The organism is Azospirillum griseum (assembly GCF_003966125.1).
GTDB lineage: Bacteria > Pseudomonadota > Alphaproteobacteria > Azospirillales > Azospirillaceae > Azospirillum > Azospirillum griseum.
Genome location: NZ_RXMA01000004.1, coordinates 38,923 through 61,399, shown reverse-complemented (window position 1 = coordinate 61,399; position 22,477 = coordinate 38,923). Strand labels below are relative to the sequence as shown.

At 65.5% G+C, this 22,477-nt stretch carries 16 protein-coding genes; 7 read left to right on the top strand and 9 right to left on the bottom strand.

The features are described 5' to 3' along the window. Positions 1–7 precede the first annotated feature (7 nt). Together EJ903_RS27585 and EJ903_RS06150 are read right to left on the bottom strand one after the other, a co-directional pair. Entirely contained in the window at positions 8–4,753 is a 4,746-nt protein-coding gene (locus EJ903_RS27585; RefSeq protein WP_246015293.1) for a tetratricopeptide repeat protein, read from the bottom strand. Between the two features lie 11 nt (positions 4,754–4,764). Beyond that, a complete protein-coding gene (locus tag EJ903_RS06150) occupies positions 4,765–6,795 on the bottom strand; it encodes a tetratricopeptide repeat protein (protein WP_126613174.1) in 2,031 nt (676 codons plus the stop codon). Between the two features lie 222 nt (positions 6,796–7,017). Between EJ903_RS06150 and EJ903_RS06145 the strand changes: the two genes are divergently transcribed. Continuing rightward, the gene (locus EJ903_RS06145; RefSeq protein WP_126613172.1) at positions 7,018–8,811 is read left to right on the top strand and encodes a glycosyltransferase; all 1,794 of its coding nucleotides are present in this window, start codon (positions 7,018–7,020) and stop codon (positions 8,809–8,811) included. Positions 8,812–8,859: 48 nt separating this feature from the next. Here the strand turns inward: EJ903_RS06145 and EJ903_RS06140 are convergent, their stop codons facing one another. The 6 genes from EJ903_RS06140 to EJ903_RS06115 all read right to left on the bottom strand — a co-directional run bounded on the left by EJ903_RS06140 (position 8,860) and on the right by EJ903_RS06115 (position 15,198). Continuing rightward, complete coding sequence (locus tag EJ903_RS06140; RefSeq protein ID WP_126613170.1) at positions 8,860–9,564, bottom strand: ABC transporter ATP-binding protein; 705 nt, start codon at positions 9,562–9,564, stop codon at positions 8,860–8,862. 100 nt (positions 9,565–9,664) lie between these two features. Beyond that, positions 9,665–10,402, bottom strand: coding sequence for a sulfite exporter TauE/SafE family protein (locus EJ903_RS06135; protein WP_126613168.1), 738 nt, complete (start codon positions 10,400–10,402; stop codon positions 9,665–9,667). Next, positions 10,399–12,039, bottom strand: coding sequence for an acyl-CoA synthetase (locus EJ903_RS06130; protein WP_126613166.1), 1,641 nt, complete (start codon positions 12,037–12,039; stop codon positions 10,399–10,401). Before EJ903_RS06130 ends, EJ903_RS06135 begins: the two co-directional genes overlap by 4 nt. Before the next feature lie 156 nt (positions 12,040–12,195). Further along, positions 12,196–13,263 (bottom strand): UDP-2,4-diacetamido-2,4,6-trideoxy-beta-L-altropyranose hydrolase, encoded by a 1,068-nt coding sequence (gene pseG / locus EJ903_RS06125; RefSeq protein WP_126613164.1) that lies wholly within the window; start codon positions 13,261–13,263, stop codon positions 12,196–12,198. 176 nt (positions 13,264–13,439) lie between these two features. Then, positions 13,440–14,165, bottom strand: a complete 726-nt coding sequence (locus tag EJ903_RS06120; RefSeq protein ID WP_126613162.1) for a nucleotidyltransferase family protein — start codon at positions 14,163–14,165, stop codon at positions 13,440–13,442. Positions 14,166–14,499: 334 nt separating this feature from the next. Then, complete coding sequence (locus EJ903_RS06115; protein WP_126613160.1) at positions 14,500–15,198, bottom strand: hypothetical protein; 699 nt, start codon at positions 15,196–15,198, stop codon at positions 14,500–14,502. 353 nt (positions 15,199–15,551) lie between these two features. Between EJ903_RS06115 and EJ903_RS06110 the strand changes: the two genes are divergently transcribed. Then, a complete protein-coding gene (locus tag EJ903_RS06110; protein WP_210211387.1) occupies positions 15,552–16,193 on the top strand; it encodes a hypothetical protein in 642 nt (213 codons plus the stop codon). Here the strand turns inward: EJ903_RS06110 and EJ903_RS06105 are convergent. Beyond that, entirely contained in the window at positions 16,136–16,645 is a 510-nt protein-coding gene (locus EJ903_RS06105) for a helix-turn-helix domain-containing protein (RefSeq protein WP_126613158.1), read from the bottom strand. The genes EJ903_RS06110 and EJ903_RS06105 overlap by 58 nt on opposite strands. A 497-nt stretch (positions 16,646–17,142) precedes the next feature. Between EJ903_RS06105 and fliF the strand changes: the two genes are divergently transcribed. The 5 genes from fliF (at position 17,143) to EJ903_RS06080 (ending at position 22,472) form a co-directional block, all read left to right on the top strand. Beyond that, positions 17,143–18,804: a flagellar basal-body MS-ring/collar protein FliF gene (fliF, locus tag EJ903_RS06100; RefSeq protein WP_126613156.1), complete on the top strand. Its 1,662-nt coding sequence runs from the start codon at positions 17,143–17,145 to the stop codon at positions 18,802–18,804. Between the two features lie 41 nt (positions 18,805–18,845). Then, positions 18,846–19,625, top strand: coding sequence for a FliH/SctL family protein (locus EJ903_RS06095; RefSeq protein WP_126613154.1), 780 nt, complete (start codon positions 18,846–18,848; stop codon positions 19,623–19,625). A 30-nt stretch (positions 19,626–19,655) separates the two neighbouring features. Continuing rightward, positions 19,656–19,970 carry a flagellar motor switch protein FliN gene (gene fliN / locus EJ903_RS06090; RefSeq protein ID WP_126613152.1) on the top strand — a complete coding sequence of 105 codons (315 nt, stop codon included), beginning with the start codon at positions 19,656–19,658 and terminating at the stop codon, positions 19,968–19,970. Positions 19,971–20,104: 134 nt separating this feature from the next. Next, positions 20,105–20,938 carry a motility protein A gene (locus EJ903_RS06085; protein WP_126613500.1) on the top strand — a complete coding sequence of 278 codons (834 nt, stop codon included), beginning with the start codon at positions 20,105–20,107 and terminating at the stop codon, positions 20,936–20,938. A 4-nt stretch (positions 20,939–20,942) separates the two neighbouring features. Beyond that, positions 20,943–22,472 carry a sigma-54-dependent transcriptional regulator gene (locus EJ903_RS06080; protein WP_126613150.1) on the top strand — a complete coding sequence of 510 codons (1,530 nt, stop codon included), beginning with the start codon at positions 20,943–20,945 and terminating at the stop codon, positions 22,470–22,472. Positions 22,473–22,477: the final 5 nt, after the last annotated feature.

Here is a 22,477-nt window from a genome sequence, read left to right as displayed (position 1 = left end):
CCCGATCTCAGGTCCTCGCCAACCGCAACAGACGGTCGGCGAGGACCTGAATCGTCTGGGCATGGCCCTCCCGATGCTCGTGGGTGGTCATGGACGGGAACCATGGACGGACCGCCGTTCCCAACCGTGACCAATCCCCACCACCGCTCATCCGCCAGACCGGCGTTCCGACCGCCGCCGCCAACTCTCCAACGGCGGTCGGGGCCGTGATGACCAGATCCAGCCCGGCCATCAGGGCGGCCACCTGATCCAGGTCGTTGCGCAGGTCCAGATCGGGCCAGACCTGGATCGTTGCGCCGAAACGCCGCTTTACCTCCTCCAGTTCCGCCGTGCAGTCGTCGTATTGCAGGTTGATCAGGCGCAGGCCCGGAAGCGTCAGCAACGGCCCCCAATCGGTCAACCGGCTGTAGGAGCCGGCACGGTCCGCCGTGATCCGGCTGCTGCGCCAGCACAGCCCGACCGTCACCCCCGGCCCCAATGCCGCCAGCCGCTCACCCCAGCGCCGAACATCCTCGTTCAACGGGGTCAGAAAGGCCGCGCCCACCGGGAAGGAGGCCAGATCGGGCCGCATCCTTGCGGCGACATCGCCCATCGGGGCTTGGCAATCGGCGTCGCGCGGGTCGTCGGTCGGGGCGCGGATCACGGCACCGGGCAGGGCGCGCGCGAACAGACGGTGCAGGCGCGGATCGCATTCGACGATCACCCGTCCCGCCCGCGTCAACAGATCGGGCAGGGTTGTCGCGAACAGGATTTCGTCGCCCACCCCCTGCTCACCCCACACCAGAATCGTCCGGTCCGCCAGTTCCTCCCCCTCCCAGGCGGGCAGGGAGAAGCGGCGGGGCTGGGCCTCCCCACTGGCAAAGCGGGCGGTGTAATCGGCCCAGCCCCCGGTCAGATCACCCGCCGCCAACCGCAGCAACGCCCGATTCATCCGCGCGTCCACGCGCGCCGGATTCAGGCGCAAGGCGCGCTCCGCGCCACGCCTTGCCGTCGCCCAATCGCCGCAGACCTGCGCGGCATGGCCATGGTTGAGCTGCGCGTCGGCCAGGGCGGGGTTGAGCGCCAAGGCCCGCCGTTGCGCCGCTTGCGCATGATCCCAGCGTGCCAACCCCGCAAGCGCGGTTCCCAGATTGGACCAGGCCCGTGCGTGGGTTGGGGAAAGGAGCAAGGCCCGGCGATGCTGCACCGCCGCCTCGGCAAAGCGCCCCAGTGCCTTCAACCCCGCCCCGCCGGTGGTCCAGGCCCCGGCCAGCGTGGGCGACAGCGCTACGGCGACGCGGCAGGCCGCCGCCGCCGCCGCGTGCTGCTTGGCGGTCAGCAGCGCAGCCCCCAGATTTCCCCAACTTTCCGCCGAGTTTGGGCGCAGGCGTGCCGCGCGGCGGTGGCAGGCGATGGCGTGTGTGACCGCCGTGGCATCGCGTTCCCCCTGACCTTGCCGCAAAACGCCCAGATTGTTCAGCGCCTCGACGAAGGCGGGAAACAGGGCGAGCGCCCGACGCTGCTGGTCGGTGGCCTCCCCCAGCCGACCCAGCGACGACAGGGCAAGTCCCAGATTGCTGTGGCTGGCCGCGCGTTCCGGTTCCCGAGCCAGGGCGCGGCGGTGCAGGGCTTCGGCCCGCAGCGGATCACCCTGCCCGCGCCGGATCGCCCCCAGCAAATCCAACGTCGCCGACCGTTCCACCCCCAAGGCCACAGCCCGGTCCAGATGATTCGCCGCCTCGTCGCGACGACCAAGATGGAACAGGGCCACGCCCAACCCGGCATGGGCCTCGGCGTCCTGATTGTCCTGGGCCAACGCCGCAAGATACTGGTCCGCCGCCTCCGCCGCCCGGCCCAGATCATTGAGCAGAGCCCCCAACCCGAGCCGGGCGTCGGGGGCCTGAGGGTCGCGCGCGACCGCGTTGGTCAGGCAGGCCAACGCTTCCGACCGCCGCCCCATGGCGTGGAGCACGGTGCCAAGATTGGCAAGCGCCTGGGGGTAGTCCGCGCGCTGGGCCAAGGCCGCACGGTAACGCGCCTCTGCCTCCGGCAAACGGCCCAACTCCTGGAGCGCGCTGCCCAGATTGTTCAGCGCGTCGGGAAAGACAGGACGCAGCCGCAACGCACGCTCATAGGCGGCGGCAGCCTCGGGCAAGCGGCCCAGCGCTTGGAGAGCCGAGCCGAGATTGCCATGATAGTCGGCAACGTCGCCCCGCCGGTCGATGGCCCGCCCGATGAGTTCCACCGCCTGACTGTTCCGTCCCTGCTGATGCGCCACCACCCCGGCGAGGTGGAGCGCGTCCGGATGATGCATGTCCGCATCCAGGACGCGGCGGTAGCAGACGTCGGCTTGCTCCAAGCGCCCGGCCTGATGATGCCGCAGCCCCTCCGTCAACGCTGCCGCCATCAGCGCCGGATCAGGTTGCGGCGGAACGGGGGAGAGGGGAACGGGCGACGCAACCGGTGAAGGCGATGACGGGGCGGGGGCCAACGCGCGCAGCAGCCCCGCCATCTGGTCGAGCGTGTCGATCAGAGCGGTTCCCGGACGGGGTTGTATCAGGCGCATGGTGGGAAACCAGGGGCGGACCCGGGCACCAAGCTGGGTCCAATCCGGCGTACCAAAGCGCCAGACCGGTGCCCCGACCGCTCCGGCCAGTTCCCCCACCGACATCGCTGGAGAGATCACCAGATCCAGGTTCGCGATCAGGGCGGCGACCCCGTCAAAATCATCCTTCAGGTTCAGATCGCTCCACCGGTGCAGGCGCAGACCGAATCGGCGCTCCGCCGCCGCAACCTCCGCCTCGCAATCGCCGTACTGCAGAACCACCCAATGGACATTCGGGATGGCGAACAGCGGCCCCCAGTGATCGAGGTCTAGATAAGCGTGGCGGCGTTCCGTCGTGAGATGCTGGCTGCGCCAACCGATGCCGACGGTCAACCCCGGCCCCAAACCCGCCAAACGCTCGCGCCAGTGGCTCAACTGGGTGGGGTCGGGAACCAACCACCCGCCGCCAAGCCGGGGTGGAAAGGCGCTGAGGTTGGGGCGGACAACCCGCGCCAAGGACCCCATCGGCACGTGGCGGTCGTAATCGGCGATCATCAGCGTTTCCCGTCCCCGCCCGTCGATCTCTTCGGCGCGAACGAGGATGCCGGGAAAGGAACGGGCGAAGAGCGGGACCAGACGACGATCCACCTCGATGATGGTGGAGCGGGTTCGGGCCGCGATCTCTGCACACAGGCCAGAGAACAGGATGCTGTCCCCCACCCCCTGCTCGCCCCAGATCATCAGGCGTCGACCGGTCAAGTCCTCGCCTCGCCACGCCTGCGCACGCGGTTGCCGCCCTGCCCCAACCTGCCCGGAGGAAAAGCGCCACGCGTATCCGGCCCAGCCGTTTGCCAGATCCCCGCGCTCCAGCCGCAACAGCCCCTTGTTGAAATGGGCCAGCGCCAGATCGCCACGCAAGCACAGGGCGCGGTCATAGCTGCGCTCCGCCGTCGGATCGCCCATCCGTTGCAAGGCCAACCCTTGGTTGTTCCAGGCCTCGCCGTAACTTGGTTCCAGTGCCAGGGCGCGGCGGTAGCGGCGCACCGCCTCGGCAAAGTTTTGCCGCCCATGAAGGGCGTGCCCGTGGTTATTCCACAACACCGCACCGCCGGGATCGAGTTGCAAGGCCCGCCGGTGGCTGGCCTCGGCCTCGGTGAAGCGTTCGGCGTCGCGCAGGGCGTTGCCCAAATTGGACAGGGCTTCCGGTCGACCAGGGTCGAGCGCGATGGCGTTCCACCAAGCGGGCAACGCGTCCAGCCCCCGGCCCTGCGCCATGCGTGCGTTGCCCAGATTGTTCCACGCACCCGCCAGATCGACTTTCCGATCCAACGCGGCGCGATGCAGCGCTTCGGCCTCCGCCGGGTGGCCCTGTGCGGCGCGGATGGATCCCAGATTGTCATAGGGTTCGGCAAAATCAGGCTGTCCGCGCCGCGCCGCGTCGAAGCAGTAGGCGGCATCATCCAATCGATTCATCGCTTGAAGGAGAAGGCCGAAATTATTGAGAATAATAGGATTATCTGGATCACTCTTCAGAGCTTCGATGTAACGCGCGGCGGCTTCCTCCCACCGTCCGGCGGCGTGCAGGCTGGCGGCCAACCCGGTGAGCGCGGCGATGGCGCTGGCGGTATTGGCACCCCCAAGCGCCATCGCTTGCTCCAAGGCCGCGTGCGCGTCCGCGATCTGGCCGACCGCGCGCAGGCTGGCCGCCAGATTGGTCCAGGGGCGGGGGTCGCCCGGCAGGCGCTGGATGGCGGCCCGGTGCGCTGCGATCGCTTCGGGAAAGCGCCCGAGGTCATGCAGCAAAGCGCCCAGGTTGAGATGGGCGTCGGCCAACCCCGGCGAGAGCCGGGCGGCCTCTGCGTAATGCGGAGCCGCCCGCTCCCGTTGCCCCAGGGCTGCCAGCGCCAAGGCAAGGTTGAAGTGTGCTCCGGCGTGGTTGGGGTTGATCGACAGGGCGCGTTCCTGCGCGGCCACCGCTTCAGGCAACCGCCCCAGCGCCTGAAGCACCAATCCCCGATTGCCATGGAAATCGGCATGCCGAGCGTCCAGTTTGATCGCTTTATCAATTAAATCAACTGATTGATCATTTTTATTCACTTGATGCATGAGAACGCCGAGCAGATGAAGCGCGTCGGCGTGGTGGGGGTGCGCCCGCAAAAGCTTTCGGTACAGAGCCTCCGCTGCATCCAGTTCGCCGGCCTGATGCCGCGCCAACGCCTCGGCGAACACAGCGTCGATCTTCACAGATAATCTCCACTCAATCGAACAAGATCTTGTTTTGCTTGCTCTATAGCCGTGGACAGATCGCTTCCCGTCTTCGGGGCCAGGCTGCGCATGCTGGGAAACCAGGGTCGTGTCCCAGTCCCCAGATGCGTCCAGTCCGGCCCACCAATCCGCCAAACCGGAATTCCCAGCGCCCCCGCCAATTCACCCGGTGACGACGCCACGGTGAGCACCAAATCCAAACCGGCGATCAGTGCGGCGGTCCGCTCCAGATCGGCGGTCTGGTCCAGGTCAGGCCAACGGTGGATGGTCACGCCGAACCGTCGCTCAACCTCAGCAATCTCGTCCTCGCGCTTGTCGTATTGCAGACTGACAAGGTGCAGATTGGGCAGGCGCAAGACCGCCTCCCACTGGGCAAGCGTGGTGTAGGCGGTCCGGCGGCTGGCGGTGACACGGCGACTGGTCCAGGCAATACCGACCCGAAGCCCCGGCCCGAGAGCGTCCAGGCGAGTGCGCCACAGCGCGGCCTCCGCCGGGTCGGGGCGCAGCCAACCGTTCCGCGCCGGGAAATCCGCCAACCGGGCGCGCAACAGCCGGGGGAGCGAGCCAAAGGGCAGATGCGCGTCAGCCTCCACCGGGCCAGTCAGCGCGGCCCGCACGACCGCCGTCGGAATGGAACGCTGGACCAGCCCGACCAGACGGGGATCGCATTCAATCACCACCTGCCCGATCCGCCCGCTGCCCACCAGATCGGGCAGGATCGAACCGAACATCAGTTCGTCCCCCAGCCCCTGCTCTCCCCACACCAACAGCCGACCGCGAGGCAGATCCTGTCCTTGCCATTCCGGCATGGAGCGCGCTGGCAGCGCTCCCAACCGTCCGGAGGTGAAGCGGTCTGCGTAGTCGGCCCACCCCGCCGTCATCCGTCCCAGCCGCAGGCGCAGCAGGGCGCGGTTGAAGCGGGCGGTTGATTCGCCGGGATCACAAAGCAAGGCGCGGCTGAAACCGCTTTCCGCCTCCCTGTCATTGCCATAATCCTGGTGCGATTGCCCAAGATTGGAATGGGCGGCGGCGTAATCGGGACGCAGCGCCAAGGCCCGTTGTTGCGCCGCCATCGCCTCCCTGGTCCGGCCTTGCAGGCGGTGGGTGTTGCCAAGGTTGGTCCACGCCTCGGTCAGGTCGGGCACGAGCCGCAAGGCGCGATGGAAGGCGTTGACGGCCCCAGCCAACCGGTCCTGAGCGTGCAGCGACAGGCCCCAACCGTTCCATCCCACCGCCTCGCCGGGTGTCAGGATGGCGCTGCGGCGGTGCAACGCGTCGGCCCGCCCCCCCCGACGCTGAACGGCCAACGCCAAAGCCAAGGCAGCCCCCCCGTTGTCCGGTCGCAGTTCCAGCGCGGTGCGCAAGGCGGCCTCCCCCTCCTCGACCCGATCGAGATCAAGCAATGCCAACCCCAAGGCGGTGCGCGCGTCCGAGCGATGGGGAAACCAAACCAAAACCTGCCGCAACAGTGGTTCTGCCTCGGTTGGGCGATTCAGCCGTTGCAGCACCGCCCCCAGATTGCCCATGGCGTCGGCGTAATCAGGACGGGCGCGCAAGGCGTCGGTGTAGGCCACCGCCGCTTCGTCGAAGCGACCTTGCGCGGTCAGGGCGTTGCCCAGGGTGTTCGCGGCCTCCGGGAACGGAGCGCGCAGACGCAAGGCCGCGCGGGCCGCCGCTTCCGCCTCCCCCACCCGACCCAAGGCATGGAGGGCGTAGGCAAGGTTGGCGTGGTAATCGGGAACCGTGCGGTTGGCCGCCACCGCCTGACCGATGCGGTCGGCAGCCTCGGTGAAGCGTCCGGTTTGGCAGGCGATCATTCCCAGAAGATGCAGCGCGTCGGGATGGCGCGGTTGAAGCGCCAGCGCCTGCCGGTACAGGGCTTCCGCCTCCGTCAACCGCCCGGCCTGATGCAATGGAACGGCTTGCCCCACCAGAGCGTTTGCCTTTGCCAGCGCGACGGGTCCGCTTCCACCGGCGTTGGACGCCCTGCGTTGATTCCGGTTCATGCCCCGCTTTCCCACCGCTTCCAGCCATCGGCCACCATAAGCCAATAGCATGTTTCGGCAGGAAACACAGGGCAGTGCGCAGGACACAACGCCTGACAACGCCGATGCGGAAATTTTCCCGCATCAACGCCAAACAAGGTAGATTTGCCGGATCGACTGGCGACGGTCCTCCCCGTCGCCGTACCAGGGGTCGGTTTGCGACCCGGCAACAGGAACGCCACCATGGACATGATCGAACAGACGCTGGCCGTTGCGACCGGACATCATCGCGCCGGTCGCACCGAAGAAGCCGAGCGGCTGTATCGCGATGTGCTCGACGCATCGCCCGGCCACCCCGATGCGCTGCATCTGCTGGGCGTGATCGCCCTGCAAAGCGGTCGGGCCGCCGATGCGGCGGATCTGATCGGCAAGGCGGTGGTGAGCGATGCTGGTTCCCCCCTGTTCCACGCCAATCTCGGCCATGCCCTCCACGCCTGTGGTCGGACCCACGATGCGGCGCTCAGCTTCGCCCGCGCCTTGACCCTGCTGACCAACGAGGGCGAAGGGTGGAACAACATTGGGGCGTTGGCCAACCTGATCCGCCGTTACGACGACGACACTCGCCGTGCGGCGGCGGCGGTGGTTGATGCCGGGTATGGAATGGGCGATGTCATGCGCCGCAATTCTCTTCTGTTCCTGCTGTCGGGGGACGTCGCGCATTACCAGGCATTGGTTCAGGCGGTTCTCGACGATCCGCTGCGGTTTTCCGTGCCTTCGCTGCATTACGCCTATTGGGGTATGGCGATGCAGTTGTTTCAGGGGCAAGCGCGTTCCGGCGATCTCGGCGCCTTTTCAACCGGCCCGCTTCGGCAATTCTATCGCCTGCTGGTCACGGAAACCTCCCGGCGTTATGGCTTGGCCGTTCGCGTCCGCCGTGCCCAGCCGCGCACAACCATCAAGCGGGTGGCGGTCATCACCAACCAGATGTTGGGCCAGGGCCACCAACCGACGGTCGACGCCTTTGACTACGCCCGCCGCTTGCAGAACGAACAGGGATGCGAGGTCGTCATCATCAACCCCAACGCCATGGCGGTGGCGGGCGAAAATGGTTTTGTGCCTGAATACAGTTACAACGTGTCGGAAGACTACACGGGCAACCAGACCATCAGCGCTTTTGGTGCCCAGGTGCGGATGATTTCCTTCCCGCAAAAACATTTCGACGAGGACAAGCTGCACGCCATCATTGACGCGGTGGAGGGGTTCGACCCCGATGTGATCGTGTCCTTTGGTGGTGCCAACACCATCGCCGACCTGTTCGCCCGCACCCGCCCGGTGGTCTGTCTGCCGACCTCGACCGGCGTGCCGCCGTCTCTGGCCCGACTCATTCTGGGATGGGGGCCGGAAGACAGCGCGGACGGTTGGCCGGACGAGGTTCGCGATCGCTTTCGTCCCTTCTCGTTCGGCTGGCGGCTGCCCGATGGCGGCGCGCCGCTGACCCGGGGCGATTTCGGACTGGACGAGGGAGGGCCGGTCTATGTTGCCGTCGGCAACCGGCTGGATCACGACGCCCACAGCGCTTTCCTGACCCAGATCGACGCGTTGCTCGACCGCGTGCCCACCGCAAGGGTGGCTTTTGCCGGCGCGGTGGAGAGTCTGCCCGCCCGTGTTGCCGCGCTGCGCAACGCCGCTCGCGTCGATGTGCTGGGCCATGTGGATGATGTGCGCGCGCTGTACCGGGTGGTCACGGCCTATCTGAATCCCGCCCGCTCTGGCGGTGGCGGCAGCGCGGCCTTTGCCTTGGCCGAAGGTTTGCCGGTGGTCACGCCCGCCGGTGGTGACGTGGCAAGCGTCGTTGGGGCGGCCTTTATCGTGGCGGATGAGGCGGCGTTCCTGGACCGCGCCGTCGCGCTGGCCGAAAACCCGACCTTCCGCGCGGAGCAAGCCGCGCTCGCCCGCAGCCGTTACGCGGAAACCGGCGACCGTGCCCGTTCGGTCGAACGGTTGATGGCCTATGCGCTGGAAGCGCAGACACTCTGATGTCCTGCCACGGCGGGGCAGTCGGTTGCCCCGCCGGTTCGTCGCATCTCACAAACCGAGATACGCCTGTCTGACCGCCGGATCGTCCAGCAACGCCACCCCGCTGCCCGACAGCACCACCCGGCCATTTTCAAGCACATAGGCGCGCTGGGCTATCTTCAGCGAGGCCGCAACGTTCTGCTCGACCAGAATGATGGTCATGCCGTCGGCGGCCAGCGCGCGGATGATGCGGAACAGTTCCTGCACCAGCGCGGGCGACAGGCCGAGCGAGGGTTCATCGAACATGATGAGGTCGGGCTTGCCCATCAGGCAGCGGCCGATCGCCAACATCTGCTGTTCGCCGCCCGACAGCGTGCCAGCCGCCTGATCCATCCGTTCCAGCAGGCGGGGAAACAGGGCCAGCACCCGCTCCATCGTCGGCTTGGCCGACGCGCGCGCGCGCGGGATCACCGCCCCCATCTCCAGATTCTCGCGCACGCTCAGGCTGGGGAAAATCTGCCGCCCTTCGGCCACTTGGCCGACACCAAGATTGCACACAGCGTGGCTGGGCAGCCCGGCGATCTCCTGCCCGCGAAAGCGGATGCTGCCGCGCGCGGGCTTCAGGATCCCGGCCACCGTGCGGATCAGCGAGGTCTTGCCCGCCCCGTTCGCCCCCACGATGGCGGTCGTCGATCCCTCCGCCACCTCCAGCGTCACACCGTCGAGCGCCTGGGCGTCGCCGTAAAACAGATCGAGATTGGAGACGGACAGCATGGCGGACGCACCGGAAAGGACGGAACGGGGAGGCGCACTGTAACGCGCGCGCCACCCGATTTCACCCATCCTTGTCTGTCGCCGGTCAGTTGGTGAAACGTCACTTGGCGAAAAACAGCGCGCTCATCGTCAACCCCACGGCGATGATGCCGCCGCGCAGGATCGGTTGCGGAATCTTGCGGCCAACCCGCGCCCCGGCATAGCCGCCCGCCACCGCCGCCAGCACCATCAGCGCCGCCTTTGGCCAATCCACCGCCCCACCGACCGCATAGGTCGCCACCGCAATCGCGGTCAGCACGGTGGAAAACAGGTTCTTCAACCCGTTCATGGCGTTCAGGTTGGTCATGCCGAACAGGCTCAACTGCGCCAGCAGCAGAATGCCCAAGCCGCCGTTGAAATAGCCGCCATAGACCGACACGGCGAACAGGGTGCCGAGCAGCGCGCCGCGCCCGTGCAAGCCGACCGACCGCAACCGGGCGGCCAGGGCACCGCCAAAGGCGAACAGGCCGGTCGCCGCCAACAGCAGCCACGGCACGATGCCGCGAAACACCGCGTCGGGCGTGACCAGCAGCAGCGCCGCCCCCACCAGCCCACCGGCCAGACTGACCAGCGCCAGCAGCGGCAAGCCGACGTCGCCGACCGGCGTCACATCCTGCCGATAGCCATAGAGGCCGCTGGCGTAGCCCGGCAGCAGCGCCACCGTTCCCGTCGCGTTGGCGGCCACCGGCGGGACCCCGGCGTAGATCAGCGCGGGCAGGGTCAGAAAGCTTCCCCCGCCCGCGACGGCGTTCATCGCGCCCGCCAGAAAAGCGGCGGTCAACAGCAACAGCTCGGTCATTGGGTCCGTTCGCGCAGTTCCCGGCGGATGATCTTGCCGGTGGTGGTCATGGGCAGGCTGTCGAGGAACGCGATGGCGCGCGGGTATTCATGCGCGGCCAGCCGGGTTTTGACATGCTCCTGGATCGAGGCGACCAGCGCGTCGTCCACCTCCACCCCGTCCTGAAGCACGATGAAGGCCTTGACGATTTCGGTGCGCAGCGGGTCGGGAACGCCGACCACGGCGGCCATGCGCACGGCGGGGTGGCCGATCAGGCAATCCTCGATCTCACCCGGACCGATGCGGTAGCCGGCCGAGGTGATGACGTCGTCGTCCCGACCGACGAAACGGATGTAGCCCTCCTCGTCCATCTCGCCCTGGTCGCCGGTGATGAGCCAGTCACCGATGAATTTGGCCGCCGTGGCCGTCGGGTTGTTCCAATAGCCCAGGAACATCACCGGATCGGGCCGCCGCACCGCAATCAAACCCAGGCTGTAGGGCGGCAGGCGGTTGCCCTGCCCGTCGATCACCGCGACATCGTGGCCGGGGGCTGGGCGTCCCATGATCCCCGGTTTGGGCGGCATGAAGCGGGCCGAGGACGACACCAGCATGTTGCATTCGGTCTGGCCGTAAAATTCGTTGATGGTCAGGCCGAAGGTCTGGCGGCCCCATTCCAGCAACTCCGCCCCCAACGTCTCGCCACCGCTGGCCACCGACCGCATCCGGTAGGCGTGGCGGGAGGCCGGATCGTTGACCGCCCGCATCATCTTCAGCGCCGTGGGCGGCAGGAAGGCGTTGCGCACCTGGAAGTCCGCCAGCAGACGGAACGCCGCCTCGCCGTCGAACTTCTCGAAACGGTGCGAGACGACGGTGACGCCGTGGTGCCAGGCGGGCAACAGAACGTCGAGCAGACCGCCGATCCACGCCCAATCGGCGGGCGTCCAAATCCGGTCCCCGGCTTGCGGGAACCCGTCGTGCGACATCTCCACCCCCGGCAGATGGCCCAGCAACACGCGGTGGGCGTGCAGCGCCCCCTTGGGCTGGCCGGTGGTGCCGGAGGTGTAGATGATGATCGCCGGATCGTCCGCCGCCGTGTCCACCGGGGCGAAGACGTCGGACGCGGCGTCGGTCAGGGCGTGCCAGTCCAGGCACCCCTCAGGGGCGGGGCCATCCTCTCCGTCGGCCATGTCGATGCGGAAGACGGCGCGCAGGTCGGGCAGGCGGTCGCGAATCGCGGCGATCTTGGCGGCTCCCACCGCGTCCGTCACCACCGCGCGCGCCCCGCAATTGGCCAATCGGTATTCCAGCGCCTCAACCCCGAACAGGGCGAACAGCGGCACGGCGACACCGCCCATCTTGCAGACGGACAGATGGGAGATCGCGGTTTCCGGGGCTTGCGGCAGCAGGATGCCCACCCGGTCGCCGCGCGCCACCCCCTGCCCGACCAGGACATTGGCGAAACGGTTCGACCGCGCGCGCAGATCGGCGAAGCGGTACTCCTCCACCCCGCCATCGCGGCGCTTGTGGATCAGAGCCAACCGCTGGGGATCGGCGTCCGCCCAGCGGTCGCAGACATCCACCGCAATGTTGTAACGGTCCGGCACGCGCCACACAAAGCGATCGCGCACCGCCTCATAGCTGTCACCCTCCGGCAGCATGGCGTTGACTCCCCTGGTCGTTTTTTTGCCCTGGATTGCTTTTGGTCGGCACCTGTTGCGCCGTTGAACGGATCATAGGGGTAAGCAACGGATCGCGTCACGCCCGCCGACCGGATGGCGGGTCTGCCATGCGCGCATCCCGGAAACGGTGAGGCGTCAGGCGCGGATGCGCGGTTGGCTGCGGGCGCGCGGGGCGGTCAGGGCACGGGCGATGCGGATCGCGCCATCTCCGTCTAACGGCAGCCCTGCGGCCACCGCCGCCATGGCAGACCGCCGCGTCGGGTCGGTCCACAGCGCCAGCGCCGCGTCGGAAATCGCCGCCACCGCGTCGCCGCCGCGCGCGTCCACCGCGTCGCACCAGCCCAGCGCCGCCGCGTCCCAGCTGGCCATCGCCTGGTTGTCGGCCGTCACCACCAGCAGAGTCGGAACCGCCAAGGCGGCCAATTCCCCCATCGTGCCACCACCGGCCGACACCGCCAGCCCGGTTTCGGCCATGACCGCGCCCATGCGCGGGCAATCGATCTGCGCCGCCACACCCGGCCCCAATCGCTCGGCCAGGGCGGCCACATCCGCCGCGCGCGGGTTGCTGCCACCCACCACCGCCAGCAAACGGCACCCCTCCGGCCGCCGCGCGGCCAGCCGTTCCAGAAGCGGCCCGGTCAGGCCCAACGGGTCGGAGCCGCCGAAGGTCAGCAGCAACACAGGTCGGTCAGCGATGGCCCGCCGCGCCTCTCGCGCCGCCAACCGCACCTCGCGCCGCAGGGGGGCGTAGCCGGGGCCAAGCAGCAGCGCCGCGCCAGGGGCCATGCGGTCGTAGGGAAGACGGTCGGCCTGCGGGGCAGCGTTGACGACCAGATCGGCGTACAGCGCTCCGCCGTCGCCCAGATCGTCCCAGGCCAGCACCCGGATGCGGGCGGCCTGCAAACCCGCGCGGTACGCCTCGCCGAAGCGATAACCGTCCAGCATCACCGCCGTGCAATGCTCCCGCCGCAAGGCTGAACGGGTGGCGGCCAGATCCGCCGCTTCCCCCACCGGCCCGGCGATGGCGATCCGTCGAAAGCCGTCACGATCCAGGCGTTGATCCATCGCCGGAGTGGATTCCGCGCTGGCGAACAACACCTCGTGCCCCTCGTCGCGCAGCGCTTCCGCAACGGCAAGGCATCGCATCACATGCCCCGTACCAACGGCGGGAGAAGCATCGGCGCGGACGAGGATGATGGCCATCGGTGTTTGTCCGTCTGCGCAGCCGTTTGGTCAGAAAGGACCCTGGAACTGCACGTGATGGGCGATTGTGGTGTGTTCCAGGTCGTGTGTCCAGATGGGTGCGCCGGGATGGGACGGCCTTGGGGCAGAGCGGTATCGCCATCGCACATCGATGCGCGGCCAGAGGGTGTTGACGATCAAACGTCGCCCCCGACTATCACGCCGCCCGCCGCCGCCAGGCTTTCCGGTGTGCCAATGTCGATGAAGCGCGCCTTGGCGATGTGGGCGTGCAGGCTGCCGGGCGGTGCCTTTTCCAGCACGTCGCGTTCCAGCGACACGGCCCCCTCCGCAATCAAGCGATCCAGGAATGCCGTGGAGAACAGGTAGACACCGGCGTTGATCGTGCCGCTTCCCGGGGACTTCTCCACGAAGCGGCGGATGCGGCTGTCAGGCCCGATCTCCACCCGGCCATATCGGGCGGCATCCTCCACGGTCACGCACAACACCGACGCTTCGGCTCCGGACAACCGATGTGAAGCAACGAAGGCACGCAGGTCGGCATCCAGAAAAGTATCGCCGTTCACGACCAGAACGGTGCCGGATCGCAATTCGCCACGCACGAAACCAAGGGCACCGGCCGTTCCCAGCGGGCGCGGCTCAATCTGGCAAACCACATCCATGGATCCGGCGGAATCGCCCCGAGCCAACCAGGCGGTCACGCGGTCGGCCAAATGCCCAAGGCAGAGCACCACCCTCCTCGCACCAAAGCCGCCAAGATAGTCAAGGAGATGGCCCAAAAACGCCCGTCCAGCAACCGGGGCCAGCACCTTTGGTGTGTCGCCCAACACACCACGGATCCGGGTCCCCAAACCACCGGCCAGAACGGCCACGTCAATGTTGGCAAGCGTGTCCTCAGACCTCAACCGACTGTCCTTTCCTGCAAAACGTCCGCCTCCTTCCGCAGTTTACGACGAAGCGCGATCCAGGTCATTGATCGAATGTGATGGATGGCAGCGTCGTCAAACCGCCATCCAATCAACCTTCGACAGCATAGGTCGGTGTGTCACTGAACACAGAAATTCAGAAAGGCGCTGTGCTTCGCGTGTTCACAGGGGTTCAGTGCAGCAAGCAACCCATCGGCGGCTCTGCCGCAATCAACCTCTCAAGCGTAAAGACGGGAAAGGTCCAAGATTGCCTCATGCCCACGCGTGTTAGGCGGTTCTGGAGACCAAAAAGCAACCAGACCAAGCCAACAAGTCATGCAAACAGACTGAAACTTCCCATCAGCTTTTGGGTCCCTGTCTGCCCAGTCGGAATTGAATTCATTGAACTGATCGCTGAGTTCAAACCATCCAACATCTGCTGTTGAGCCTGACTCATCTGAAACGGGCTGTCGCCCTTTCGTGGAGCCTTTGCAACAGTGTCGTAGTCCTGTTTGTACGTTCCCATGCTGAATTGAATCGCGTAATTCTTAGCGTCTTTTGCCGCTTCACCCTTTTCTCGGGTGACGCGCACCGTGTAATCCCCCTGATCCAGGCTCAATTCACCGCGCTGAAGGTTACGGAACGACTCATAGGCTTTGCCAGCGCTTTTGTTGCTGTCAGCAACAACTTGCCCCGTCTTGTTCAGCAACTGAACATTGACGCCCTGATCGCCGATCTGGCCCATCGTCGCTTCACCCTTGCTGGTGACGCGGAACTTGTAGAAGTCGACCGGATCATTGGCCCCCAAGGTCCCGACAACGTTCAGGCGGGTCACACCCTTAGACAGGATGCCAATATCCGTTGCAAACATGCGGCTGTTCGACGACGATTTGCGAACCTGCTTTTCATAACTCTGAACTTCAGACGCCGGGACTTGCGCCGATTGCTGGGACTGGACGCTGGCTATGGCGTTCTTAAGAGACTTGTTGAGGTCCGAAACCATCTGGCTGACGCTCGACAAACCGTCCGACATGATTCCGCCCTCCCCTCAACAACCGTGAAAAATTTCTGTTAAGACCGCATGGACTGTGCACGCAATCGCGAAACGGCAAACCCAGACGCCTACAAGGTAGTGGGAGTCCTGTTAATTGACAATTAATTTTCAAAGCCGCCTGTGCATCCTCCGCAGGATGTCGCCCGCCTCTGCGTAGACGTCGTTCGCTGTCCGGTCGGCTGCCATGCGGCATGATTGTGGTGATTGGCAGCGGTCCGTGTTTGCCGTAATTGGCTTTGGGATTGGCAGATCATTCGGAACGGTCAGAGGAGTGATCCAATCAGATGACATCAAAGGCACGCGCCTGGGTTCGAATGCCTTCGGGGCGACGTTTGGACCTGCTGAACCCGACGCCGTTCGATTGGGATGACGGCGACCTTGCCTTGGGCCTTGCCCGTACATACCGGTGGGGCGGTCACTCTGTCTGGCCCTTGCCCTTGTCGGTTGCCCAACACTCGATCACTGTGATGTTGCTGCGTCGCAACGCCTCCCCCACGGGCCTGGACCCACGCAGCGAGTTGAGAGAACTGCTGCACGATGCCGAGGAAGGGTTGCTGGGATTCGACTGCATCAGCGTCCTCAAACCATTTCTGGGGGAAGGGTTCAGGGCGTTGTCAGCGCGACTCGAAGAAGCGGTTTTTCGTCGTTACGCCCTGCCAGCTTGGACGGTGGAGGACAAAAAAGCACACAAGCGCGCGGATCGAATCGCTGCAGCCAGCGAAGCGGTGCATGTTGTCGGTTGGACGCCGGAGGAAGTGCGCAGGACCTTGAAGATTCCGTTCAAACCGCGTGCTGTCGACCCCCTGGTCGCGCGATATGGTTGCACCGCGTGGGAGCCATGGCCGCCCCAACAGGCCGCCCAGAGGTTTCTGGCGGAGTTGGAGCGGCTCGTGACTCAGATCAGGCGAGGCACCGGTTACACAACCCCGCCAGGGTTGGTTCCTCCAACGCCGAGCAATCCGACATCGGTTTGATCCGCGAGCGATTCGGTCGGCAAAGCATCGCCACCGATTTGGCCGGAGCACCGCTCCGCCAACTCCAGGATTGCCGCACGGATGAGCGGGTCGGGGATGCTTTGGAAATAACGCGCCAGCATCAGCGCTTCGCGTGATCCCAAGGTTGTCTCGGTCTCGGTTGAGCGCTGCGCGCCGCCCTCGCCATCCCCGGTGTTCGTGCGGCCTTCCAGGCCATCAAAAAAGACCGACACAGGGACCTTGAAGAACTGTCCAAGCTTGAAGAGTCGGCTGGACGACACCCGGTTGAAGCCACGTTCATACTTCTGAAGCTGTTGGAACGTCAGGCCAAGGGCCGACGCAACGTCACTTTGGCTCAATCCCGCCAGCATTCTCAACTCACGCAAGCGCTGCCCGACAAAAACGTCGACGTCGTTCAGGCCTTCCTTTTTTTCGCGTCCACGTCTTTTCATAGCAGTCCCCTCGGATGATTTGACAGACGCCCATCCTGAAAAAGACAAGCCAACCGCGTCCAGATCGAGAGCGACTGATACCGGAGATTGATTCGTCGGATCACGGGCATGATTTTTAACCCACCTAAGACAATCAAGGTCAATTGTCAACCTCAGCGGATGAATTTACTCCGTCAGTCAGAGACAATCGGTCCAATACTTAGCCAATAAGCATACGCGTCTTGATTGGTTATTTTATCAAATTTTGATCAACCGAAGGAAGCAGGCGGAGTGGTATCCCTGCCCCTGCATCCGGCAAAAGCCACCACACCGCTAGGCATATTTTGCCGATCACCCGGCAAAATATGCCGCCTCATTAACCCTCTGTTCATCAAGACGCCCCAGCATGCTAAGGTGATTCCTCGGATCGGCGCGGAACTTGCAGACATCCTTGTTGCGAACGCGAAACAGATGGATGGAGTGAGGATGCCCGGACGGACTCCAAGTGGGGATGGCGCGTGAACAATCTGATCCAGACCTTGCGCAACCTTGGCCCGGCTCGTCTTGCGGCGATCGGCGGCGTTGGCTTGCTGCTGATCGGCTTCTTCGTCTACCTGACGACGCGCCTCTCCACGCCGGAAATGGAGTTGCTGTACGCCGAACTTCAACCCAACGAGGCGGCGGCCATCGCGAAAAGCTTGGAAGCGTCCAAGATTCCGTTCACGGTGGACAAAACCGGGACCCGCATCACCGTTCCGGCCGATCAGGTTGGCCCGGTGCGCATGAAAATGGCGGCGCAAGGGCTGCCGTCGGGTGGATCGGTTGGCTATGAGCTGTTCGACAAGTCCGAAGGCTTTGGCGCAACCAGCTTCATGCAGAACATCAACCACTTGCGCGCGCTGGAAGGTGAGATGGCGCGCACGGTGCAGACCTTGAACGGCGTCCAGCAGGCCCGCGTTCATCTGGTGCTGCCCAAACGTGAGCTGTTTGCCCGTCAGCAGAACCCGGCCACCGCCAGTGTCTTTTTGAAACTGCGCCCCGGTGCCCAGTTGTCGCGCGAGAACATCCAGGCGATTCAGCAATTGATCGCCGCGTCGGTTCCCAATCTCGATCCCAGCCGCATCTCGATTGTGGACGACAAGGGGAAACTGCTGGCGCGCGGGACCGGCAACGACACCGCCGACGCCATGATGGCGAACGCGGACGAGAAGAAGCAGGCTTACGAAAACCGGTTGGCCCGTACGGTCGAGGATTTGCTGGGCCGCACGCTGGGCTATGGCAAGGTTCGTGCCGAGGTCTCGGCGGACTTGGATTTCGACCGCATCACCACCCAGTCGGACATCTTCGATCCGGAAAGTCAGGTCGTCCGCTCCACCCAGACGGTCAATGAATCGAACGAGAGCAGCGACCGCGATCCGTTGGCACCGGTCACGGTGGATCAGAACTTGCCAACAGCGCAATCGGGCAACACCAACGGCCCGCTCTCGTCGAACAAATCCAGGCGCGCTGAAGAAACCATCAACTACGAGATCTCCAAGACCTCCAAGTCCCATGTTCGGGAGAGCGGCCAGGTTCGCCGGTTGTCGGTCGCGGTCCTGGTCGATGGCACCTATCAGCTGTCGAAGGACAACCCGCCCGCCTATCAGCCGCGCAGCGAGCAGGAGATTGAGAGCATCAAGGCGCTGGTCCGGTCGGCTGTTGGCCTGGACGCCGTGCGCGGCGACACGCTGGAGGTCATCAACATGCGCTTCTGGTCGCCGGAAGACGACATGCAGAAGCCGGAAGACCTCTTCATGGGGTTGGGCAAGGATGATGTGTTCCGCATCGCTGAGATGGTGGTGTTGGGCATCGTCGCTGTGCTCATCATTCTGTTGGTCATCCGTCCGTTGATCTCCCGCGCCTTTGAACGGGCCGACATGCAGGAGGACGACGAGATGGACCGCCTGCTGTCCGACCAGACCGGCATGCCGGCGGCGCTGGCCGCTCCGACCGGAGCCTTGGCTCAGGATCTGGCGTTGGAGGCCGCCCAAGCCGACGAAGAACTGGAGCAGATGATCGACATCAACCGGGTGGAAGGCCGCGTCCGCGCCTCCTCGCTGCGCAAGGTTGGTGAGATCGTTGACAAACATCCGGAAGAAGCCGTCTCGATCCTGCGCAACTGGCTGTATCAGGAGAGCTGAGCGATGACCCGCGTTCATCCTGATATCGGAATGGTGCGGACATGAGCGTTCGCAAGTTCCTCTTCGACGAGTCCTTTGACGTGGATGCGGTCCACCGCATGTCCCATGTTGATGACGACGAGTATCTACCGGAACCCGAATTGTCCGTCGCGCCGGAGGAACCGCCACCACCACCCGCACCGACCTTCAGCGAGGCCGAATTGGAGGCCGTGCGCAATCAAGCCTTTGCCGAAGGCAAGGCGGAGGGATTCGCCGAAGGGAAGTCGGAGGGCACGTCGGCCGGATACGGCAAGGGGTTTGGCGAAGGCATGGTTGCCGGGCAGACCGCAGGCTACGAACGCGGGAAGGCGGAGATCGAGGCCACCGTCAACGCCCGCATCGCAAACGCGCTCGACCAGTTGAGCAACGGTGTGGCGCATCTGCTGGCCGAACGCGATGGGACCAACGCCGCGCGAGCCGACCAGCCGGTGCATCTGACATTCGCCATCGTGCGCAAGCTGATGCCCGAATGGGCGCGGCGTGGCGGTATGGTGGAGGTGGAGGGCATGGTACGCGCCTGCCTCACTGACCTGATCGACGAGCCGCGCCTCATCATCCGTGTGGCCGAGGACACCATTGACCTGATCCGCGACCATCTGGACCAAACGGTGGGCGCGCGAGGGTTCGGAGCCAAGCTGATGGTGATCGGCGATCCAACGGTCGCCCCGGGCGGCTGCCGCATCGAATGGGCCGAAGGGGGTGTGGAGCGCGACACCGCCAAACTGATGGCGGAGATCGAACGCTGCGCCGAACGCCTGCTGGAGGCACCGGCCCCCGTCTAACGGGGATCGGGAACAAGGAGGTCGGACGACATGCCGAGCGACAATTTTTCGCTGAATGACATGGGCGGCGGCGATGCCGAGGAATACGGCTCCGGCGTAGCCAAGGATCTGGAGGCTGTCTACGACATCCCGGTTCAGATCTCGGCTGTGCTGGGGAAATCGACCATGCAGGTGGCCCAGTTGCTGAAGCTGGGGCGTGGGGCGGTGGTGGAACTGGACCGCAAGGTTGGTGAGGCCATCGACATCTACGTCAACAACCGTCTCGTTGCCCGTGGCGAAGTGGTGGTGGTGGAAGACCGGTTGGGCGTGACCATGACAGAAATCATCAAGTCGGATCGTGGCTGATGACCAACAGTTCCGACACCGCCCCAACCCCGCGCGCCAAGCCGCCGCCCAAGGCGGAACCGCGCGCGCCGGAGACGGCGCGCGAGAGTGTTCGGCCTGATCCCGTGCGGGCGGTTCCTGTCGCTTCAGCTCCCATGCCAGCGGCTCCGGCCCGCAGCGTCCGCTTGCGCGGCGGTTTCGACGTGGCGACCCTGGTCGGTTTGGCGGCGGCGGCGGCGGTCATTCTGGTGGCGATCATGTCGGGCGGCTCTCTGCGGGCGTTCGTTGATCCCCCCTCCCTGATGATCGTGCTGGGCGGAACGCTGGCGGTGACGACAGCCTCCTTTTCGTTGGGTGACGTGGCCGTGGCGTGGAAGAACGCTGCCGCCGTGCTGATCCATCACACGCTTGATCCCAAGGGGGTGGCGCGGCAGGTGCTGTTGCTGGCGGAAGCCGCGCGGCGGGCCGGGCCGGAAACCCTGAAGAATGTGCTGCCGGAACTGCGCGCCGAACCCTTTCTTCATCGCAGTGTGACTCTCATCACAGAAGGGCTGCCTCCCGATGTGATGGAACGGATGCTGACCGGCGAGGTGGACGCTTCCGCCGGTGGGTTTGGCAAAAGCGCCGGTGTGCTGCGCCGCGCCTCGGAAGTCGCTCCGGCGATGGGCCTGATCGGCACGCTGGTCGGTCTGGTTCAGATGCTGGGAAGCCTGAACGACCCCTCGGCCATCGGTCCGGCCATGGCGCTGGCGCTGCTGACCACCTTTTACGGAGCGGTTCTGGGCAACGTCGTTCTCGCCCCGCTCGCCGCGAAGGTCGAGCGCGCGGCGGAGGATGACGCGCTGGTCAAGACCCTGTACACCATCGGCGCCGTTTCCATCGCGCGCCAGGAAAACCCCCGGCGTCTGGAAATGCTTCTGAACGCCGTCCTGCCGCCTGGAAAGCGGATCCAGTATTTCGACCGGGAAGCCCCGAGAGTGGGAGCGTAACGCCATGCGTCTGCTGATCGTTGGAACGTTGGAAGGCTACATCACCGCCGCTGGCAAGATCGCCATGAAGCGCGGGGCCAAGGTGTCGCACACCGACAGCATCGAAGGGGCGTTGAACGCCTTGCGGTCGGCCACCGGTGCCGATCTGGTGATGATCGACGTCAAGCTGGACATCGCCGCCTTCATCGACAGCCTGAAGGCCGAGCGGATCACCATCCCGGTGGTGGCCTGCGGCATCGGCACGGACGCCGCCGCCGCCGTGCGCGCGATCCGCGCCGGGGCCAAGGAGTATCTGCCGCTCCCCCCCAACGCCGAGCTGATCGCGGCGGTGCTGGAGGCGGTGGCCGAGGAAAGCCATTCCATCGTCTGCTCCGACCCGGCGATGATGGCGACTCTGCGCCTGGCCGATCAGGTCGCCCCCAGCGACGCGTCGGTGATGGTCACGGGCGAAAGCGGGACCGGCAAGGAGCTGATGGCCCGCTACATCCACCGCAAGAGCCGCCGGTCGAACGAGCCGTTCGTCGCGGTCAATTGCGCCGCCATTCCGGAAAATCTGCTGGAATCGGAACTGTTCGGCCACGAGAAGGGGGCCTTCACCGGGGCCGTCGCCCGGCGTCTGGGTAAATTCGAGGAAGCCAACGGCGGGACCCTGCTGCTCGACGAATTGTCGGAGATGCACCCGCGTCTCCAGGCCAAATTGCTGCGCGCCATCCAGGAAAAGGAAATCGACCGCATCGGCTCCTCGCAGCCGGTCAAGGTCAACGTCCGCCTGATCGCCACCTCCAACCGCAATCTGGAAGCGGAGGTCCGGGCCGGGAATTTCCGCGAGGATTTGTATTTCCGCCTGAACGTCTTCTCGGTCGCCATCCCGTCGCTGCGCGAACGCCCGGCCGACATCCCTCTGATCGCCGAACATTTCCTGAAGAAATACGCCGAGGCCAATGGACTGGGCGACAAGCGCCTGACCGAAGACGCGCTGCTGATGCTGAAGGCCCACCATTGGCGTGGCAACGTGCGCGAGCTGGAAAACACCATGCACCGCGCCGTCCTGCTGTCACGCGGGGAGGAGGTCGGACCGGAAGCGATCATGCTGACCAGCCAGATGCTGGCCCCGGAAGGCAGCGCACAGGCGTCGATCCCGGCCAACTCGCCGGTGGCCAACCCCTTTGCCGGGCCGGGTGGTACGGTTCCGGTCGCGAGCGCTCCAACGGCTCCGGCCGCCCCGGCGCAACCGACGCAGCCGCTTGTGGTTGCTCCGCCGGCGGCGCTGCCAACCAGTTATGGGCCGAAAGGGGCAAAGGGACCGGGCTACGGCAACGGAAACTCCACGCTTCAGGCGTTGATCGGGCGGACCGTTGCCGATGTCGAGCGCGATCTGATTCTGGAAACGCTCACCCATTGTCTTGGCAACCGCACCCACGCTGCCAACATCCTGGGGATCTCCATCCGCACCTTGCGCAACAAGCTCAAGCAGTATGGGGATGAAGGGCGCGCCGTTCCGGCTCCGGGCAACGACGAGCGGGCGACGGCGTGACCGGT

Excerpts from the sequence above, each read along its gene's own strand:
- EJ903_RS06150 (WP_126613174.1), bottom strand. The coding sequence starts at position 6,795 with ATGAACCGGAATCAACGCAGGGCGTCCAACGCCGGTGGAAGCGGACCC.
- EJ903_RS06145 (WP_126613172.1), top strand. The coding sequence starts at position 7,018 with ATGGACATGATCGAACAGACGCTGGCCGTTGCGACCGGACATCATCGC.
- EJ903_RS06140 (WP_126613170.1), bottom strand. The coding sequence starts at position 9,564 with ATGCTGTCCGTCTCCAATCTCGATCTGTTTTACGGCGACGCCCAGGCG.
- EJ903_RS06135 (WP_126613168.1), bottom strand. The coding sequence starts at position 10,402 with ATGACCGAGCTGTTGCTGTTGACCGCCGCTTTTCTGGCGGGCGCGATG.
- EJ903_RS06130 (WP_126613166.1), bottom strand. The coding sequence starts at position 12,039 with ATGCTGCCGGAGGGTGACAGCTATGAGGCGGTGCGCGATCGCTTTGTG.
- pseG (WP_126613164.1), bottom strand. The coding sequence starts at position 13,263 with ATGGCCATCATCCTCGTCCGCGCCGATGCTTCTCCCGCCGTTGGTACG.
- EJ903_RS06115 (WP_126613160.1), bottom strand. The coding sequence starts at position 15,198 with ATGTCGGACGGTTTGTCGAGCGTCAGCCAGATGGTTTCGGACCTCAAC.
- EJ903_RS06105 (WP_126613158.1), bottom strand. The coding sequence starts at position 16,645 with ATGAAAAGACGTGGACGCGAAAAAAAGGAAGGCCTGAACGACGTCGAC.
- EJ903_RS06095 (WP_126613154.1), top strand. The coding sequence starts at position 18,846 with ATGAGCGTTCGCAAGTTCCTCTTCGACGAGTCCTTTGACGTGGATGCG.
- fliN (WP_126613152.1), top strand. The coding sequence starts at position 19,656 with ATGCCGAGCGACAATTTTTCGCTGAATGACATGGGCGGCGGCGATGCC.
- EJ903_RS06085 (WP_126613500.1), top strand. The coding sequence starts at position 20,105 with ATGCCAGCGGCTCCGGCCCGCAGCGTCCGCTTGCGCGGCGGTTTCGAC.
- EJ903_RS06080 (WP_126613150.1), top strand. The coding sequence starts at position 20,943 with ATGCGTCTGCTGATCGTTGGAACGTTGGAAGGCTACATCACCGCCGCT.